Source organism: Mesorhizobium australafricanum (assembly GCF_033977265.1).
Taxonomy (GTDB): Bacteria; Pseudomonadota; Alphaproteobacteria; order Rhizobiales; family Rhizobiaceae; genus Mesorhizobium; species Mesorhizobium australafricanum.
In genome coordinates this window covers 238,029-256,772 of record NZ_JAVIIT010000001.1, presented here as the reverse complement: position 1 = coordinate 256,772, position 18,744 = coordinate 238,029, and the positions used below count along the sequence as shown (strand labels likewise).

General features: G+C 64.6%; 18 protein-coding genes. 13 read left to right on the top strand and 5 right to left on the bottom strand.

The window, feature by feature from the left end; genetic code table 11:
• Window positions 1-7 precede the first annotated feature (7 nt).
• From RFM98_RS01280 to RFM98_RS01245, 8 genes are all read left to right on the top strand, one after another.
• Window positions 8-757, top strand: a complete 750-nt coding sequence (locus RFM98_RS01280; RefSeq protein WP_320307136.1) for an SDR family NAD(P)-dependent oxidoreductase — start codon at window positions 8-10, stop codon at window positions 755-757.
• Between the two features lie 24 nt (window positions 758-781).
• Window positions 782-1,804 (top strand): NAD-dependent epimerase/dehydratase family protein, encoded by a 1,023-nt coding sequence (locus RFM98_RS01275; RefSeq protein ID WP_320307135.1) that lies wholly within the window; start codon window positions 782-784, stop codon window positions 1,802-1,804.
• Window positions 1,805-1,832: 28 nt separating this feature from the next.
• The gene (locus tag RFM98_RS01270) at window positions 1,833-2,765 is read left to right on the top strand and encodes an allantoinase PuuE (protein ID WP_320307134.1); all 933 of its coding nucleotides are present in this window, start codon (window positions 1,833-1,835) and stop codon (window positions 2,763-2,765) included.
• Window positions 2,765-4,099: a dihydroorotase gene (locus RFM98_RS01265; protein ID WP_320307133.1), complete on the top strand. Its 1,335-nt coding sequence runs from the start codon at window positions 2,765-2,767 to the stop codon at window positions 4,097-4,099. Before RFM98_RS01270 ends, RFM98_RS01265 begins: the two co-directional genes overlap by 1 nt.
• A 5-nt stretch (window positions 4,100-4,104) precedes the next feature.
• Window positions 4,105-4,878, top strand: a complete 774-nt coding sequence (locus tag RFM98_RS01260) for an SDR family NAD(P)-dependent oxidoreductase (RefSeq protein ID WP_320307132.1) — start codon at window positions 4,105-4,107, stop codon at window positions 4,876-4,878.
• Between the two features lie 149 nt (window positions 4,879-5,027).
• Complete coding sequence (locus RFM98_RS01255; protein ID WP_320307131.1) at window positions 5,028-6,209, top strand: HlyD family secretion protein; 1,182 nt, start codon at window positions 5,028-5,030, stop codon at window positions 6,207-6,209.
• Window positions 6,206-7,804, top strand: coding sequence for a DHA2 family efflux MFS transporter permease subunit (locus RFM98_RS01250; RefSeq protein ID WP_320307130.1), 1,599 nt, complete (start codon window positions 6,206-6,208; stop codon window positions 7,802-7,804). Before RFM98_RS01255 ends, RFM98_RS01250 begins: the two co-directional genes overlap by 4 nt.
• A 67-nt stretch (window positions 7,805-7,871) precedes the next feature.
• Complete coding sequence (locus RFM98_RS01245; protein ID WP_320307129.1) at window positions 7,872-8,303, top strand: cupin domain-containing protein; 432 nt, start codon at window positions 7,872-7,874, stop codon at window positions 8,301-8,303.
• 45 nt (window positions 8,304-8,348) lie between these two features.
• Here RFM98_RS01245 and RFM98_RS01240 read toward each other — a convergent pair whose 3' ends face one another.
• Entirely contained in the window at window positions 8,349-8,804 is a 456-nt protein-coding gene (locus RFM98_RS01240) for a carboxymuconolactone decarboxylase family protein (protein WP_320213633.1), read from the bottom strand.
• A gap of 192 nt (window positions 8,805-8,996) precedes the next feature.
• Between RFM98_RS01240 and RFM98_RS01235 the strand changes: the two genes are divergently transcribed.
• The 3 genes from RFM98_RS01235 to RFM98_RS01225 all read left to right on the top strand — a co-directional run bounded on the left by RFM98_RS01235 (window position 8,997) and on the right by RFM98_RS01225 (window position 10,825).
• A complete protein-coding gene (locus RFM98_RS01235; protein ID WP_320307128.1) occupies window positions 8,997-9,752 on the top strand; it encodes a copper homeostasis protein CutC in 756 nt (251 codons plus the stop codon).
• Window positions 9,752-10,261, top strand: coding sequence for a GNAT family N-acetyltransferase (locus RFM98_RS01230; RefSeq protein ID WP_430682235.1), 510 nt, complete (start codon window positions 9,752-9,754; stop codon window positions 10,259-10,261). The genes RFM98_RS01235 and RFM98_RS01230 overlap by 1 nt, the downstream gene beginning before the upstream one ends.
• Window positions 10,262-10,339: 78 nt before the next feature.
• A complete protein-coding gene (locus tag RFM98_RS01225) occupies window positions 10,340-10,825 on the top strand; it encodes an SRPBCC family protein (RefSeq protein WP_320307127.1) in 486 nt (161 codons plus the stop codon).
• 3 nt (window positions 10,826-10,828) lie between these two features.
• Here RFM98_RS01225 and RFM98_RS01220 read toward each other — a convergent pair whose 3' ends face one another.
• From RFM98_RS01220 to RFM98_RS01205, 4 genes are all read right to left on the bottom strand, one after another.
• Complete coding sequence (locus RFM98_RS01220) at window positions 10,829-11,851, bottom strand: acyltransferase family protein (protein ID WP_320307126.1); 1,023 nt, start codon at window positions 11,849-11,851, stop codon at window positions 10,829-10,831.
• Window positions 11,852-12,057: 206 nt separating this feature from the next.
• Window positions 12,058-12,855 (bottom strand): FAD binding domain-containing protein, encoded by a 798-nt coding sequence (locus RFM98_RS01215; RefSeq protein WP_320307125.1) that lies wholly within the window; start codon window positions 12,853-12,855, stop codon window positions 12,058-12,060.
• 115 nt (window positions 12,856-12,970) lie between these two features.
• Window positions 12,971-15,319: a xanthine dehydrogenase family protein molybdopterin-binding subunit gene (locus RFM98_RS01210; RefSeq protein WP_320307124.1), complete on the bottom strand. Its 2,349-nt coding sequence runs from the start codon at window positions 15,317-15,319 to the stop codon at window positions 12,971-12,973.
• Window positions 15,320-15,418: 99 nt separating this feature from the next.
• The gene (locus tag RFM98_RS01205) at window positions 15,419-15,919 is read right to left on the bottom strand and encodes a (2Fe-2S)-binding protein (RefSeq protein ID WP_320307123.1); all 501 of its coding nucleotides are present in this window, start codon (window positions 15,917-15,919) and stop codon (window positions 15,419-15,421) included.
• Window positions 15,920-16,206: 287 nt separating this feature from the next.
• Between RFM98_RS01205 and RFM98_RS01200 the strand changes: the two genes are divergently transcribed.
• The gene (locus RFM98_RS01200) at window positions 16,207-17,391 is read left to right on the top strand and encodes an FIST N-terminal domain-containing protein (RefSeq protein WP_320307122.1); all 1,185 of its coding nucleotides are present in this window, start codon (window positions 16,207-16,209) and stop codon (window positions 17,389-17,391) included.
• 5 nt (window positions 17,392-17,396) lie between these two features.
• Window positions 17,397-18,737: a hybrid sensor histidine kinase/response regulator gene (locus RFM98_RS01195; RefSeq protein WP_320307535.1), complete on the top strand. Its 1,341-nt coding sequence runs from the start codon at window positions 17,397-17,399 to the stop codon at window positions 18,735-18,737.
• The last annotated feature ends 7 nt before the right edge of the window (window positions 18,738-18,744 follow it).

Genomic DNA, 18,744 nt, shown 5'->3' with positions numbered 1-18,744 from the left:
TAAAGCGATGAATCGCCTTGAAGGCAGTGTCATCCTGATTGCCGGTGCGGCGAGCGGCATTGGCGCGGCGATTGCCCGACGCTGCATTGTAGAGGGCGCGAAGGTCGTCTGCGCCGATTACGATCTGGAGCCGGCGACAAAACTTGCCGAAGCGCTCGGGTCTTCCGCGGCCGCTTGCCAGTGCGACGTGACGAAGATCGACGCCGCCAGATCGGCCGTTGATTTCGCGGAACAAAAGTTCGGCCGGCTCGACGGGCTGGTGCACAATGCCGCCGCGCCTTCGACCAGCGCCACCGTCGTCAACCTCGACGAAAGCGCATGGCGGCACGAGATCGATGTCGGCCTGACCGGCGCCTTCCTGATGAGCAAGTTCGCCGTGCCGCTGATCGCGGCCAGCGGCGGCGGCTCGGTCGTCTTCATCGGCTCGCAATTCGGACGTGTCGCCACCACCAGGGCCGTCGCCTATTGCGCCGCCAAGGCCGGGCTGATCCACCTCGCCAAGGCAATGGCCGTCGATCACGCGGCCGAAAGGGTCCGCGTCAACAGCCTTTCGCCGGGCGCCGTGGCAACGACACGGCTGCTGCGCCGGTTTGCCGATTTCGAAGCAGCCAATGCCGGCCTCGGTCCTGCCCATCTGCTCAACCGCATCGCCGAGCCCGACGAGATCGCCGCGGCGGCGGCTTTCCTGCTTTCCTCCGATGCATCCTTCGTCACCGGATCCGACATGCTCGTGGACGGCGGCTATGCGACGCGCTGAACCCGTGTTTTCAAAGGAGTTCCCATGACCCTGCTCGTCACCGGCGGCACCGGCTTCGTCATGAGCGTGGTCGCGCGCGCATGGCTCGACCGTGACCCTCTGGCCCGCGCCGTAATCCTCGACCGGTCCGGCCTCGACGCCGCGGCCGAAAGGCATTTCGCTCCGGTGCGCGATCGGCTCACGGTGATCGCCGCCGACATCCTCGACCCGGCGGCCTGGTCCGCGACGCTCGACGAGCAAGGCATCACGGCAATCGTGCATGGCGCGACGATCACGCCGATCTCGCGCGGCAGCGCCTCGGAAGCAAAACGCCAGCCGGAGGCCGAAGACCCGGCCCGCATCGTCGACGTCAATCTCATGGGCACCGTGCGGATGCTGGACTGGGCGCGCACGAATCCCGACCTGAAACGCTTCGTCTATGTCAGTTCCGGTTCCGTCTACCGCCACAACGGGCCTGACTGGAGCGGCGAGCCGCTGCCCGAAGACGGCTATGTCGCGCCTTTGACGCTCTACGGCATCTCGAAATTCGCCTCCGAGATGGTCACCAACCGCTATGCCGACCTGTTTAACCTGTCGGCGGTCTCGGTGCGGCTTGCTTCCGTCTACGGCCCGATGGACCGCGCGACCGAGAGCCGCAACTTTCGCCATGTCCCCAACCGCGTCGCGCACATGGCTTTGGCCGGCGAGACGATCCGGCCGAACAGCCTGGAGCCCGTCGGCGATTATGTCGCCTCGACCGACGTTGCCGCCGCGATCCTGGCGCTGATCGATGCTCAGCACCTCAATTACCGCCACTACAACATCGGCTCCGGTTCCAGCCAGACCATCGGCGAGATCATCGGCTGGGCAAGAGAACGCGTGCCGGAACTGAAGGCCGAGGTGACGCCCGGAGATGACGCCAATATCGTCCAGGATGTGAGACTGAAAGGCGGCATGTGGGGCGCCTATGACATCGCCCGCATCCTGCGCGACACCACTTGGCGGCCGCGTCCCGGCAGGCAAGCGTTCCACGACTACATGGACTGGATTGCCGCCAACGAAAGCTGAGCCAAACCAAGTCGAAGGAGGATGACCGATGCCGATCGATCCGCTGCAAGCGCGGCAGCCGCGCGACTTTGTCGGCTACGGCCCGCACCCACCGTTCGTCGTTTGGCCGGGCGGCGTCAAGCTCGCCATCAATCTCGTGCTGAACTACGAGGAAGGCTCGGAATATTCCTGGGCGGAAGACGGCCGCAACGACAATTGGGGCGAATACAACCTTGCCTCGAGCCCGCCGGTGCGCGACCTCGGCACCGAGACGCATTTCGAATATGGCAGCCGCGCCGGCGTCTGGCGCCTGGCCAGGCTGTTCGACCGCTATGACATCCCGGTCACCATCTCCGCCTGCGCCGTGGCGCTGGAGCGCAACCCGCCTTTCGTGGAATGGATGAAGAACCGTCGGCACGATCTGCTCGGCCACGGCCTGCGCTGGATCGACTACACGACGATGGAGCTCAGCGAGGAAGAGCGCCATCTGCATGAAGCGATCGCGCTTTACGAGAAGCTGCTCGGCAAGCGTCCCCTTGGCTGGAACTGCCGCTCGCTGCCAAGCGTCAACACGCGCGACCTGCTGGTCGACGAAGGCGGCTTCCTCTACCACTCCGATCCCTGCAATGACGACCTGCCCTATTTCCTCGACCACCGGGGCACGGAGATCCTCGTCGTTCCCTATTCCAAGACGCTCAACGACAGCCGCTATCTGGTGGCGCCCGGCTACAGCAATCCGCGCGACTTCGCCGAGGACTGCCGCTCGGCCATCGACTATATGCTCGGTGAAGCCGACGAGGCCGGCGGCCGCATGCTGACGATCGGCATCCACGCCCGCTGGATGGGCCAGCCCAACCGGGCTTCGGGCCTGCGCGAGGTGATCGAGCACGTTCAGAAGAGTGACGGCGCCGCCTTCATGCGTCGCGAGGACATTGCACGCTTCTGGCACGCGAACCACGCACGCTTCGAACAGCGCAGCTGATGTTCGAGACGCTGATCCGCGGAGCGACGGTGGTAAGCGCCGATGGCCTCAGCCGCACCGACGTCGGCATCGCCGCAGGCAAGGTCGCGGCACTCATCGCTCCGGGCGAATCTGCTGAAGCCAGGACGGTCGTCGACGCATCCGGCAGCTTCCTGCTGCCCGGCCTGGTCGATGCGCATGCGCATCTGCGCGAGCCTGGGCTGACCCACAAGGAGGATTTTTCCTCCGGAACGCATGCCGCGGCCCTCGGCGGCGTGACGACGGTGCTCGACATGCCGACCGACGAGCCGTGGACGGCCACCTCGGAGCAACTCGCGGACAAGATGGCGATCGCTGAAGGCCGTCTCCATGTCGATGTCGGCCTGCAGGCCGTGGTCAGCCGCGACCTCTCGCTTGTCCCTCACCTGCTCGACCTGGCACCCGTCTCGTTCGAGTTGTTCACCGCCGATGTGCCGGAAGCCTTTCTGTTCGAAACGCTCGACGCCGTCGCCGAAGCGCTCAAGGCGTTCGCGGACGCCGACACCTTGATCGGCATCTCGCCCGGCGATCAATCGATCCTCACCGGCAGCATGGCGCGCGATCGCACGGGCACCATCGCGGCCTTCCTGGACAGCCGGCCGCCGCTGGCGGAAGCCGGCGGCATCGCTCGCGCCCTTGTCGCAGCCGCCTCGGCCCAGGCCAGGATCCACGTCCGGCAGATCAATTCCGAATTGGGTGTCAAGACCTGGAGCCGGCTGCGCAGCATGGCCGACGCCAGCGTCGAGACGACGCCGCAGAACCTGTTTTTCACGGCGCAGGATTACGGGGCGCAAGGCGCCAATCTAAAGGCCTCGCCGCCGCTGCGGTCTCCGCACGATATCGACGCGCTGCGCGCCGCGCTGGGCGCTGGACTGATCGACATCGTCGCCACCGATCACGCCCCGCATGCGCCGGCCGAGAAGGCAGCAGCCTACCCGGCTTTCGCCGACATTCCAGGCGGGCTGCCCGGATTGCAGACGCTGCTTCCCACCATGCTGCGACTGGTCGACGAAGGGCTCATCGCCCTGCCCGACCTGGTGCGCATGTGCTCCCGCAATCCGGCCGAGCGCTTCGGCCTCGGCCGGCGCAAGGGTTGCATCGCCGCCGGTTACGATGCCGATTTGCTGGTACTCGACCCGCGCCAATCCACCACGATCGCCAATGCCGATCAGGTGTCGCGGGCCGGCTATACGCCCTTTGACGGCTGGACCGTCAAGGCGCGGCTCACCAATGTCTTCCTGCGCGGTCGCGAGATCGTGCGCCAAGGCAGGCTGGTCGGCCCGGCGCAGGGAAAGATCGTCACCCGGGAGAGATGAAGACCATGGCCTTGCTTGCAGACAAAACCGCCATCGTCACCGGAGCGAGCTCCGGCATCGGCCGCGCGATCGCGCTGAAATTCGCGGCCGAGGGCGCCAACATCGTCGTCGCCGACACGGTGGAGCAGCCGATCGAGGGCGGCCAAGACACCGTCGACATGATCCGCTCGGCCGGCGGCACCGGCATCTACGTCAAGACCGACATCTCGGACTGGAACGCCGTCGACGCGCTGGTCGGCGCGACGGTCGCGCAGTTCGGGCGACTCGACGTCATGGTCAACAACGCCGCGATCTATACCAGCACCAACCTGATCGAGACCACGCCGGAACAATGGCACCGCGTCATCGGCGTCAACCTGACGGGTTTTTTCTACTGCAACAAACGCGCCGTCACGCAGATGCTGACCCAGGCCCCGGTCATTGACGTGCGTGGCCGCATCATCAACATCTCCTCGCAGCACGGCATGGTCGCCTGCCCCGGCGATCTGCCCTATTCGGTGAGCAAGGGCGGCATCGTGCAGATGACGCGCCAGATCGCTGTCGATCATGCCGACGACCTGATCGTCTGCAACGCGATCGCTCCCGGCAAGATCATCACCGGCAAGCCGGGCGTCGCCAACGACCCGGACGCGCTCGACTATTCGCGCCGCCGCACGCCTTGGCCGAGGCTCGGGCATCCGAACGATGTCGCCGGCGCAGCGCTGTTCCTCGCCAGCGATATGGCGAGCTACGTCACCGGCATAAACCTGATGGTGGATGGCGGCTGGATGGCGGGCTGACAGCCGGCAAGGCGCCAGGATCACCTCCTGCTGCAGCAAGGCCGCGCCCTCACCGCTAGACCCAGCTGCCGCCCCGGCGGCAGGAACCTTTGCGGAAACCGCCCGTTGAGCCTGCTGCGAGGGGGCCGACGTTATCTGGATCCGTTGCCTTGGACGCGAAACCTGAAAAAAACGAGCGCGAAACCGCTCCCGCCGATGAACCGCGGGCGCTGCCGCGGTCCGATCAGCAGAGCGGTCCGGAAACACGGGGCGATGACAAGCGCGTAGAAGTCAAGCAGACGGATGACACCCCGTCCGACGGCAACGCACCCGGCCTCGTCAGGCGCCATCCGTATATAGCCGCGATCGTCGCGACCCTCGTCTTGCTGGTCATCGCGGCGGTGGTGATCTGGTCGATCAACGCACGTCAGTATGAATGGACCGACGACGCCTTTATCGACGCGCGCACGGTGACGATCGGCGCTGAAATCAACGGGCGTATCACCGACGTTGCCGTCACCGACAATCAGCCGGTCGAAGCCGGCGCCGTGCTTCTGCGTATCGACGACAGCGATTTTCAGGCCTCGCTCAAACAGGCGGAAGCCGGCGTCGCGGCGGCGCGGGCCGACATTGCCAATGTGCAGGCCCAGACCGTGGCGCAGAACGCCAAGATCGATGCCGCCGGGAAGCAGGTGGCGCAGGCGCAGGCCGCGCTCGACTTCGCCAAGTCCGAGGACCAGCGCAACCGCGAGCTCCTGGCCAAGGGCACGGCGACGCAACAACAGGCGCAGCAGGCCGCGTCGACCTTGCGTCAGGACCAGGCGGCACTCGATACCGCCAATGCCAATGCAGAGGCCGAAAAGAGCCAACTTGCAGTCCTGCGGGCGCAGGAGAAGAGCGCCGAGGCCAAGCTGCAGCAGGCTGAGGCCACCGAAGACCAGGCTAGGACCACCCTCACCCGCACGACCATCACGGCACCCGTCGCCGGCCATGCCACCAACATCACGGCGGCGAAAGGCACCTATGCGCAGCCGGGCCAGGTGCTGATGATGTTCGTACCCGAGGATGTCTGGGTGAAGGCGAATTTCAAGGAGACGCAACTCGATCTGATGCGGCCGGGCCAGCCCGTAGACATCGCGATCGACGCCTATCCGGAAAAGACCTTCCATGGCCATATCGACAGCGTCCAGGCCGGCAGCGGCACGGCGTTCAGCCTGCTCCCGGCCGAAAACGCCACCGGCAATTTCGTCAAGGTCGTGCAGCGCGTGCCGGTCAAGATCGTCTTCGACCAGCCGCCAAACGTCTATCTCGGTCCCGGCATGTCGGTGGTGCCGACGGTCAAGGTGCGATGAGCGATGCGGCGGTAACCCAGGGCGGCGAAAGCCGTTCCGCGGCCGGCGGCCGTAACCCCTGGCTGATCGCGATCGTCGTCTCGATCGCGACCTTCATGCTGGTGTTGGATACCTCGATCGCCAATGTCGCGCTGCGCAACATCGCCGGCAGCCTGGCCGCCGGCATGGACGAGAGCACGTGGGTGATCACCACCTATCTCGTCGCCAATTCCGTGATCATCCCGGTCAGCGGCTGGCTCACCAGCGTCATTGGTCGCAAGCGCTACTACATGATCTGCGTGGCGACCTTCACGCTCGCATCGCTGCTGTGCGGACTGGCCCCCAACCTCCCGACGCTGATCGCCTTCCGCATCCTGCAGGGCCTCGGTGGCGGCGGCATGGCGCCGAGCGAGCAATCGATCCTCGCCGACACTTTTCCGCCGGAGAAGCGCTCCCAGGCCTTTGCGCTCTACGGCATTGCCGTCATCGTCGCGCCAACGGTCGGGCCGACCATCGGCGGCTGGCTGACGGACAATTTCTCCTGGCATTGGATCTTCTTCATCAATGTGCCGTTCGGCATCCTGTCGCTGACGCTCGTGCAATGGCTGGTGGTCGAGCCCGACATTCTCGAACGCGAACGCCGAGAGCGATTGAGCAAGGGACTGAAGGTCGACTGGATCGGCTTCATCCTGGTGGCACTGGCGCTCGGCTGCCTCGAGGTCTTCCTCGACGAGGGCCAGCGAAACGACTGGTTCGCCTCGATTTTCATCACCATTTTCGCGGTGGTCTCGGCGGTGTCGTTCCTGCTGCTCGTCCCTTGGGAGTGGACGCGGCGCGACCCGATCGTCGACATCCGCCTGCTTTTCACGCGGCAGTTCGGCATGTCCTTCCTGGTCATGATGGCGGTGGGCGCGGTGCTTTTCAGCACCACGCAGTTGTTGCCGCAGCTGCAGCAGACGACCTTCGACTACACCGCCACCCTTTCGGGCCTGTCGATGATGCCGGGCGGCATCGCCATGCTTATGCTAATGCCGATCTCGGGCTTTGCGGCCGGTATCGTTCAGCCGCGCTATCTCATCATGATGGGCATGTCGGTCGTCGCGGTCGCGCTCTGGCACATGACCTCGCTGACGCCCGACGCCAGCTTCGGTTTCTTCGCCTATGCGCGCGTCTTCCTGATGATCGGACTACCGTTCCTGTTCATTCCGATCTCGACTGCCGCCTATGTCGGGCTGCCGCCGCAAAAGACGGATCAGGCATCGTCACTGATCAATGTCGCGCGCAACATCGGCGGCAGCATCGGCGTGTCGCTGTCCAACACGGTGATTGCCCAGAACGCCCAGCTCCATCAGTCGGTGCTCGTCGGCCACACCGCGCAGTCGAGCGCGGCCTATCAGCAGACGCTTCGCCAGGTGACGGACCATTTCGTCGCCGAGGGCTCGCCACTGGTCGAAGCCAGGCAGCAGGCCGTCGGCTGGATCGGACAGGAGATCGGCCGCCAGGCGTCGCTGCTCGCCTATGTCGATGTTTTCTTCTATTGCGCGGTGGCGACGGCAGCGCTCGTGCCGCTCGCTTTGCTGCTCCGGCCGCCCAAACCCGCGCCGGCGAAGCATTAGCTATTCCGCCATCCGGAGCTTGCGCCTCAGCGCCTGCCAAGCCAAGCTGGCGGCAAGGGAGGACTCGATGCGCAACATGCTGGCTTCGGCGCTGCTTTTGGCGGCGGCATTTTTCACGACCAACGCAAACGCCCTGGACAGCTCGAACACTCCAGTCGTGGTGACACCGCTGGCGTCGAAGACGACGACCGCGTCCGGCCAGCCGATCACGCTGCCGCAGAAGAATGTCGAGGTTCAGGTGTCGTCGTATCAGATCGCGCCCGGGGCGACCTTGCCGGTGCACAAGCACCCCTTCCCGCGCTATGCCTATGTCGAGCAAGGAACGCTCAAGGTCTCCAATGTCGAGACCGGGGCCAGCAACACCTACAAGACCGGCGACTTCATCGTCGAGATGATCGGTCATTGGCACCAGGCCACCAACATCGGCACCGACCCGGTGAAGCTGTTGGTGATCGACCAAGTCGAACAGGGCACCAAGAACACGATCCTCAAGCAGTAAGCCGGCAGGCGTCCGCTACCGAGCGGGCGCCCGTTTGTTGTTGCCTCACCCCCAGGCCCCAACGGGTTGCCGCGTGGTGGCGTTCAGGCGGTTGAAGGCGTTGATCAGGGCGATCTGGATCACCAGGGCGGCGAGCGCCTTGTCGTCATAGTGGCGGGCGGCCTCATCCCAGACGTCATCAGGTACGGCGTCGGAGCGGTCGGCCAGCCGCGTGGCGGCCTCGGCGAGTGCAAGAGCCGCACGTTCGGCATCGGTGAAGTAAGGCGTTTCGCGCCATGCGGACACGGCAAAGATCCGCTCGTCCTTTTCGCCTGCCTTCTTCAGCTCACGCGCGTGCATGTCGACGCAGACGGCGCAGGCATTGATCTGGCTGGCGCGAAGATGAATGAGCTTGCGCGTGACATAGGGCACATCGCCGGCTTCGGTCGACTTGTCGAGCGCAAGCAGCGCCTGCATCGCGCCGGGAATGAGCATAACCGGGTTCTTCAATCTGGCTTCCATCATCCGTCTCCTCGGGTTCTTGCGGCCGATAGGGTCCGCACCAATCAATAACTTCTCAGTTATGAATCATCCATAACTTTGTAGTTATGGATTGTCAAGCGACTTCCACGGCTGGACCGATCGTTGCGGCTTTCGCGACGATCCGTCCGATGCTAGGGCTGGTCATCTCCTCGAAAGCATGGATGGAAACCGGTGGCGGACGCGCAAAAACCCCTGATCGAAATCTGCGTCGAAGGCATTGACGGGCTGCTGGCCGCGCAGGCTGCTGGCGCCGACCGGGTCGAGCTCTGCGCCAGCCTGATCGAAGGCGGCATCACGCCGAGCCTCGGCACGGTGCGCGCCGCGCTTCAACGCGCAACCATTCCCTTCCATGTCATCGTGCGGCCGCGCGGCGGCGACTTCCTCTACAGCGAGGCCGAATACCGCTCGATGCTGGCCGATGTCGAAGCGCTTCGCGAGCTTGGCGTGGCCGGCGTCGTCGTCGGCTGCCTGACCGCCGACGGCGCCATCGACGAGGCGCGCATGAGCGCGCTGGTTGAGGCTGCCGGCCCCCTCAACGTCACCTGCCACCGCGCCTTCGACATGACCCGCGATCCGACAGAGGCGCTCGAAGCCCTGGTCCGCTGCAAGGTCGGCCGTGTGCTGACCAGCGGCCAGCGCGATACGGCGGTCGAAGGTATCGAGCTTCTCGCACGGCTTGTTCGCCAGGCGGGCGAGCGCATCATCATCCTCGGCTGCGGCGGGCTGGCGCCCGACAATATCGGTGAGGTGGGCAAGCGGACCGGACTGAGCGAGATGCATTTCGCCGCGCTCGCGGACGTGCCGAGCGCCATGCGCTACCGCAACCCGAATGTCGGCATGGGCGGCGCCGATCTCGACCGCGAATACCGCAACACGTTAACCGACGAAGCCCGGGTCGCGGCAACGATCGCGGCCGCGCGCGCCTGATGGCAACGACGATGACCAAGGAATTGCTGCCGATCGAACGCGTCTCGCCCGCCGACGAGGCCGTCATCCTCGTGCTCAACAACGAGCATGCGGCAGAGCTGTCCTGGCTCGAGCCGGAACGGCTTTCATTCCTGCTCGGCGAAGCTTTCTACACCCGCCGCATCGGCGCGCTTGAAGCCTTCATCATGTGCTTCGACCAAGGCGCCCGCTACGACAGCCCGAACTTCCTCTGGTTTCGTGAGCGCTATCCGCGCTTCGTCTATGTCGACCGCGTGGTGGTCGCAGCCGAGGCGCGTGGCCGCGGCCATGCCCGCCGCCTCTATGAGGATCTGTTTGAGCATGCCCGGCGCGCCGGCCACACCATCGTCACCTGCGAGGTCAATGCCGATCCGCCCAACCCGGCTTCCGATGCCTTCCACGCGGCACTCGGTTTCGCCGAAGTGGGCGATGCGGTGATCCACGGCGGCAAGAAGTCGGTGCGCTACTACGCAAAACCGATCGCCGCCTGAACGCGCTTCGAACGCTGCTGGCCAGAAAAACAAGCCGCAGCTAATATAGCCGCTCCATTGGCTGGGGGGCGCGGCATCATGGCGAGCAATGTCTTCCGCTTCGACGAGAGCTGGGACATCCCTGAAGGCACCCCCCAGGAAGTATGGGACGTGCTGTCGGACGCCCAGCTGCTGCCGCTCTGGTGGGGCGATGCTTATAAGGAGGTCGAGCCGCTCGACAAAAAGGGCAAGGGCGTCGTCGGCGCGCGCGCCAGGGCCAGGGCGCGCGGCGCCCTGCCCTATGAGCTGAACTTCATCATCGAGGCCGCCGAGCTCGAGCCCGGCCGGCTGGTGGTGGTGAAGACCTTCGGCGATTTCGACGGGTTGTGGCGGGCCGAATTGTCGCCGTCGGGAACCGGCACGCATGTCGACCTGATCTGGCAGGTGACGGTCGAGAGGCCGATCCTCAAGCTCCTGGCGCCGCTGCTGCGGCCGGCCTTCGCCTGGAACCATCGCTGGACGACACCGCGCGGCGAAGCCGGCCTTCGCCGTTACCTGGCCGCGCGGAAAAACAGCAAGGCCTGATAGTCACCAGTTGCGGTTGAGCCAGCCGCGAGCGGGTTTTTCGACGATGTAGTAGCTCCCAAGCGCGCAGGCGAACACGACCGCCAGCATCGGGATCGGCGCGCTGCCGCGCTCGTCGACGAATTTGTAGAAAGGCTGCTGCCAGAGATACAGCGAATAGGACCATAGCCCGAGCATCACCATCGGTCGCGATGACAGCAGCCCCGTCAGGGCGCCGCCCGCGAAGTCGAGCGTGTTGACGGCCAGCGCCAGCAGCGGCACGCCGAGAAGATAGTGGATCGGGGTCGGTACCGGATCGAGGAACAGCAACACGCCGCCAAGTGCGGCCCCCAGCGCCACATGCTGGCTTTTCAGGAAAGCCGGCAGGCGACCGTCTGCCTTGAGCAGGCAGATCGCGGCGGACAGCAGGATCGATGCGATATGCACATCGGTGCGCCAATAGCTGGTCTCGTAGCTCATGCCGAGAACCCCGTACGAAATGGCGCCGTTGGCCATTGCCAGCAGCGCCAGCACCAGAAGCAGCCGCACGACATTCGCCCTGCCGGTAACCACCACGCTAATCAGCGCGAGGAGGATATAGGAATGCTCCTCGACGCAGAGCGACCAGATGTGGTCGAGCGCGCCGGCCCGGTTGATGAGGATGCCGGCGTAATTGTAGGTGAAGGTCATCGCCGTCAGCGCCGCCTTCCATTTGAAGCCGATGTAGGTTCCGGTAAGGCCGATCATGGCGGCGATCACGAACACAAGCAGCGCGGGATAGATGCGCGAGAAGCGGCGCTTGAAGAATTTCTTCAGCGGAAAGCGCTCGATGAACAGGATTTCGCCCATCAGCCGGCCGCTGAGCACAAAGAAAAACTCGACGCCGAGAACACCGAAATTGATGCCGGGGACGGGGAAAAAATGGCCGATCAGCACCAGGGCGATCGACAGGCCACGCCAGCCGTCGAGATAGGCAAGTCTTGCCCTGGCTTCCTTGTCGGCTGCGACCCGCGGTAGGACGACGGACGCTGCGGAGATGTCGGTCATACCGTGCCTTCGCAACTTGAGGTCCGCATGCGAAGCATTGCTCGCGCCCTGGACCATCTGGTATTCCCGCCGGATTTATTTTGCAGTGCGGGATAACTTTGTGCAAGTGCGAAGCTGCAATTTGACCGGCGTTTCCGCTCAAACCTTTGTTGTGGCAAAGAAAAAGGGGCCGAGGCGGCCCCTTCTTTCATTCGCGGCGTCGCCATTCAGGCGTTGGCCGCGGCCACCGCGCGCCTTGCCATCACCACGATGAGATTGGCGCGATAGTCGGCGGAGGCATGGATATCGCTCATCAGGCCCTTTGCCGGCACTTTGAGGCCGTCGAGCGCCGAAACGTCGAAGTTCTTTGCCAGCGCCGCCTCGACTTCCTTGGAGCGGAAGACGCCGTCCTCGCCAGCCCCGGTCACCGCGGCCCTTGCCCCATCCTTGCCCTTGGCCACGAACACGCCGACGATGGCGTAACGCGAAGCCGGGTTGCGGAACTTCTGGTAGGCCGCCTTGGCCGGAGCGGTGAAGCTCACCGCCGTGACGATCTCACCATCCTTCAGCGCCGTCTCGAACAGGCCCTTGAAGAATTTGTCCGCCGCGATCTCTCGCTTGTTGGTGACGATCGTCGCGCCCAGCGCCAGCAGCGCCGCCGGATAGTCGGCCGCCGGATCGTTGTTGGCGATCGAGCCCCCGATCGTGCCCTTGTAGCGCACTGCCGGATCGCCGATCAGGGATGCCATATGCGCAAGCGCCGGGCAGGCCTTCTTCAGCTTCTCGTCGCTCGATACGTCGTAATGCGTCGTCGCGGCTCCGATGGTGACCGTCTTGCCGGACACCTTGACGCCCTGCAGCTCCTTCAGCCGCGACACGTCGACCAGATCCGAAGGCGCCGCCAGCCGCGTCTTCATCGCCGGGATCAGCGTCATACCGCCGGAGAGCAGCTTGGCATCGCCATTCTTCAAGAGCTTGGCGGCCTCGGTGACCGAGGCGGCGCGGTGGTAATTGACTGAGTACATGTGTTTTTCTCCCTCCGGGAGAAAGCGAATAGGGAGTAGCGAATAGCGAATAGAACCTCCTCTATCCACGCCGCTTTTGTTCCCTATTCGCTACTCCCTATTCGCTATTCGCTTTTCAGTGCTTCGTTGCGCGGATGGTTGCCCACACCGTGGCGGGCGATGCCGGCATGGCGATGTCGACGACGCCCAGCGCATCGGTGATGGCGTTGATCACCGCCGGCGGCGAGCCGATGGCGCCGGCTTCGCCGCAGCCCTTGATGCCGAGCGGATTGCCGGGACATGGCGTGTTCGAGGTCGAGACCTTGAACGACGGCAGGTCGCCCGCGCGCGGCATCGTATAGTCCATATAACTTGCGGTGAGCAGCTGGCCGTTGCCGTCATAATATGCGCCTTCGAGCAACGCCTGGCCGACGCCTTGGGCGATGCCGCCATGCACCTGCCCCTCGACGATCATCGGGTTGATGATGTTGCCGAAGTCGTCGGCGGCGACGAACTGGACGATCTCCGTCGTTCCGGTCTCCGGATCGATCTCGACCTCGCAGATGTAGCAGCCGGCCGGGAAGGTGAAGTTGGACGGATCGTAGAAGGCGGTTTCCTTCAGGCCGGGCTCCATGCCGGCCGGCAGGTTGTGGGCGGTATAGGAGGCAAGCGCCACCTGGAACCAGGGCAGGCTCTTGTCGGTGCCGGCAACCTTGACCTCGCCATTCTCGATGACGATGTCGCCCTCGTCCGCTTCGAGCAGATGCGCGGCGATCTTCTTGGCCTTGACCTCGACCTTGTCGAGCGCCTTGACGACAGCCGACATGCCGACGGCGCCGGAACGCGAGCCGTAAGTGCCCATGCCCATCTGCACCTTGTCGGTGTCGCCGTGGACGATCGAGACCGAGTCGATCGGCACGCCGAAGCGCTGGGTGACCAATTGTGCAAACGTGGTCTCATGGCCCTGGCCGTGACTGTGCGACCCGGTCAGAACCTCGATGGTGCCGACTGCATTGACGCGCACCTCCGCCGATTCCCACAAGCCGACGCCGGCGCCGAGCGAACCGACCGCCGCCGACGGCGCGATCCCGCAGGCCTCAATGTAGCAGCTCATGCCGATGCCGCGCAGCTTGCCTTGCTTGGCGGCGTCCGCCTTGCGCCTGGTGAAGCCGGCATAGTCGGCGGCCTTCGTAGCCGCGTCGAGCGATGCGTTATAGTCGCCCGCGTCATAGTTCATGATCACCGGTGTCTGGTGCGGGAAGGACGTGATGAAGTTCCGGCGCCTGAGTTCCGCCGGCGATACGCCGAGCTCGCGCGCGGCGGTCTCCACCGTGCGCTCCAGAAGATAGGTGGCCTCCGGCCGCCCTGCCCCGCGATAAGCATCGACCGGCGCGGTGTTGGTGTAGACGGTGCGCACATTGGCGTGGATTGCCGGGATGTTGTACTGGCCCGACAGGAGCGTGGCGTAGAGATAGGTCGGCACGCAGGACGAGAACAGCGACATATAGGCGCCGAGATTGGCTATCGTGTCGACCTTGAGGCCGGTGATCCGGTTGTCCTTGTCGAAGGCCATCTCCACCGTCGAGACATGGTCGCGGCCATGCGCGTCCGAGAGGAAGCTCTCGGTGCGGTCGGCCACCCATTTGACCGGAACGCCGGTCTTCTTCGACGCCCAAAGGCAGACGATCTCTTCGGGATAGATGTAGATCTTGGAGCCGAAGCCGCCGCCGACATCGGGCGCGATGACCCTGAGCTTGTTCTCCGGCGCGACATTGTAAAAGGCGCTCATCACCAGCCGTGCGACGTGCGGGTTCTGCGACGTCGTCCAGCAGGTATAGTGGTCCTCGGCCTTGTCGTAGTGGCCGAGCGCGGCGCGCGGCTCCATGGCGTTGGGCACCAGGCGGTTGTTGACGATCTTCATGCGCGTGACATGGGCCGCCGACTTGATCGCCGTGTCGGTCGCCTTGGCGTCGCCGATCTCCCAGTCGAAGATCAAATTGTTGTCGGACTCGGCATGGATCTGCGGCGCGCCGGGTTGAATGGCCTTCGTGGCGTCGGCGACGGCCTTCAGTTCCTTATAGGTGATCTCGACCGCTTCGGCCGCGTCGCGCGCCTGGCCCTTGGTATCGGCGACGACGATGACGACGGCGTCGCCGACATAGCGCACCTTGTCGACCGCGAGCGGCGACCAGGCGCCCATCTTCATCGGCGTGCCGTCCTTCGAATGGATCATCCAGCCGCAGATCAAATTGCCGATGCCGTCGGCCTTGAGTTCCTTGCCGGTCAGGACGCCGATGACGCCGGGCATCGCTTGCGCCTGTTTCACATCGATCTTCTTGATCTGCGCATGCGCGTGCGGGCTGCGCACGAACACGGCATGCTTCATGCCGGGAACCACCATGTCGTCGACATAACGACCGCCGCCGGTGATGAACCTCTTGTCTTCCTTGCGCGCCACGCGGGCGCCGACGCCTTCGATACCCATTAGAAATTCCTCCGGAAAATAGTGAGTAGGAAAGTAGTGAGTAGTGAGATGAGCCGCCTTTTCAGGCTGAACTACTCACTACCGACTACTCACTCGCCCTCAGGCCGCTTGCCTGGCCTTGCCCTTGGCGCCCTTCGCCATCGTCTCCGACGCGGCAAGGATCGCCTTCACGATGTTGTGGTAGCCCGTGCAGCGGCAGATATTGCCTTCGAGCTCGGCGCGCACCGTCGCTTCGTCGAGGCCCTCGGGATGACGCGCGATCATGTCGGTCGCCGCCATGATCATGCCGGGCGTGCAGAAGCCGCATTGCAGACCGTGATGCTCCTTGAACGCGGCCTGCACCGGATGCAGTTCAGCGCCGTTGGCCAGCCCCTCGATGGTGACGATGGTCGAGCCCGAAGCCTGGACGGCCAGCATCGAGCAGGATTTCACCGCCCGGCCGTCGACATGCACCACGCAGGCGCCGCATTGCGAGGTATCGCAACCGACATGCGTTCCGGTGAGACCGAGGTTTTCCCGCAGGAAATGCACCAGCAGCGTTCGGTCTTCGGCGCTCCCGCTGACCCGTTTCCCATTCACAGTCAACGACACGTCCGACATGCAACCTCCCTGGGTATTAACCTTGGTTATCGCGTTGCCGATGCCTGCTTGTTCTGATGCTTCGGCAGTGCGTTGTTCGCGCACCGTACAACGGGCAAAACAGCGCTGCCAGCGCTCCGCTCCTTGTACTTTCGGTCATGGCCGGCAAGCCGTTGAGCATGGCGCCCGGCCCATTGCCAAATCACGGATTGAGGGCAAAGATGCCCTCGACGCGAGGCGTGTCTGACACCATAAGAAAAGACACGCATAAAACAAGAAAAAGACACGCATAAAAAAGCGTCGGAGGAATGCGGAGAAGGCAGCTGGCCAGTTCGAGCACACGCTATGCATCGGGCCTTTCGGCGCTCACCACGGATGAGCCCGACCCAAACGCCTTTGCCCGGGCCATCGCAGCCGAAGCGGCAATCGTCGACGCGGGCTTCGCGCTTTTGTTCTTCTCCCAAAGTCTGGTCGACGCGGCAGCGCTCGCGCAAGCGCTTGAAGTGCACGCGCCATCGCTCGCCTATGCCGGCTGCTCGACCGCCGGCGAAATCACGCCGCAGGGGCTGGAGGAAGGGCATATCCTTGCCCTGCTTCTGCCGTCGGCATCGTTTTCGACCGTCTCCACCATGGTCGAAAACCTCTCCTCGTCAGGCATGGACAGGATCACCGGCGAGGTCGCGGCGCTGCGTCGCCTGCTGCACGGACGCATCGGCCACGATCGCTCCAAGGGCATATTCGCGCTCTGCTTCATCGACGGCCTGTCCTATGCCGAGGAAGCGGTGACCTCGGCCATCCATTGGGGGCTGGACGACATTCCGCTGATCGGCGGCTCGGCCGGCGACGACCTGAAATTCGAAACGACCAGTCTGATCGCGAACGGCAGGGTTGCGTCAGACAGCGCCATCATCGTGCTGGTCGCGACCGAAATCCCCTTCCACGTCTTCAAGACCGACAATTTCATCCCGACCGACGAGAAGCTGGTGGTGACGGCTTCCGACCCCGACCACCGTATCGTGCGCGAATTCAACGCCACCAACGCGGCGGAAGAATATGCAGCCTCCGTCGGCATCCTGCCGCAGACGCTGACCCCGCTGAGTTTTGCCTCGCACCCGGTCGTCGTGAAGGTCGGCGGCGAATATTACTGCCGCTCGATCCAGCGCATGCACCCTGACGGCTCGCTGTCCTTCTTCTGCGCCATCGACGACGGCGTGGTGCTTTCCATCGCCCAGCCGAAGAACATGGTGGAATCGACGCGCACCGCTCTCCAGGATGTCGAGCACAGGCTCGGCGGCATCGACATGATCCTCGGCTTCGACTGCGTGCTGCGCCGGCTCGATGCGCGCAACCGCCAGGTCTTCCGCGACATTTCCGAGCTCTATCGGACCAACAAGGTCATCGGCTTCGGCACCTACGGCGAGCAGTACCGCTCGATGCACCTCAACCAGACCTTTACCGGCATCGCCTTCGGCGAACGCCAGGCGGCCGAGTGAACGCGATGCCGCTTCGCGACATCAACGACCTCGAAAGGCTGAAGAAGATCAACGCGGCCCTTGTCAGCCGCGTGGAACGCTCGATGGACCAGCAGGGCAACGCCTTCTCGCTGTTCCAGACCGCTATTTCGCTCGAGAACCGGGTGCGCAACCGCACCGAGGAACTGCACGCGACACTGCGCCGGCTCGAGCAGTCGAACATCGACCTCAGCGCGGCCAAGGAAAACGCCGAGCTGGCGAACCTCTCCAAAACCAGGTTCCTCGCCGCCGCCAGCCACGACGTGCTGCAGCCGCTCAATGCCGCGCATCTATCGGTCTCGGCGCTGGCCGAGGTCCAGATCAGCGATGAAGGCAGGAAGCTGGTGCGCCAGGTCGAGCGCTCGCTGGAGACGATGGAAGACCTTTTGCGCACGCTGCTCGACATCTCCAAGCTAGACGCCGGCGTGGTGCAGCCCGAAGCCGGCGACGTCAGCCTGGAGGCGCTGTTTTCCTCGCTGCGTTCGGACTTCCTTCCGGAAGCGGAAAAGAAGGGCCTGTCGCTGAAATTCCGGCCGGTCAATGTCGTCGTGCGCTCGGACCGCACCCTGCTGCGCCGCATCCTGCAGAACATCCTCTCCAACGCGCTGCGCTACACCCGCTCCGGCGGCGTGCTGGTCGGCACCAGGCATCGCGGCGACACCATACGCATCGACGTCGCCGACACCGGCTGCGGCATTCCCGAGGATCAGCGCGAGGCGGTGTTCGAGGAATTCCATCGCGGCACCTCGACGCTCGCCGATGCCGGGCTTGCAGGCGCCGGGCTGGGCCTCGGCCTCGCCATCGTGCGCCGCATGGCGGCAGCGCTCGGTCACCCGGTGACCTTCTCCTCCAAGGTCGGGCGCGGCACTATCTTCCACATCGACGTGCCGGTCGGCATGGCGGCAGCGGAACCGGCGACGGCCATCGCCGACATGGACCGTCCGCGCGGCTACGGCCTGTTCGGCACCAAGGTGCTGCTGGTCGAGAACGACGCCGACGTGCTCTCCGCCATGACGTCGCTGCTCGAGCGCTGGCAGTGCCTCGTGCGCGCCGCGACGTCGACCGACGATGCGCTCGACCTCTTGGGCGACACCGCCTGGGTGCCAGACATCATCATCGCCGACCAGCATCTCGACGGCGGCGACCTCGGCACCGCGACGATCGCCGAAGTGCGCGACTATCTCGGCCGGCCGGTGCCGGCGCTGATCGTCACCGCCGACGGCTCCGAACCCGTCGCCAAGGCCGCCCGCTCCGCCGGCATAGAGCTGATGCGCAAGCCGCTGAAACCGGCGCAACTGCGCGCGCTGCTGGCGCATCTGTTGGCTTAGGACAGCG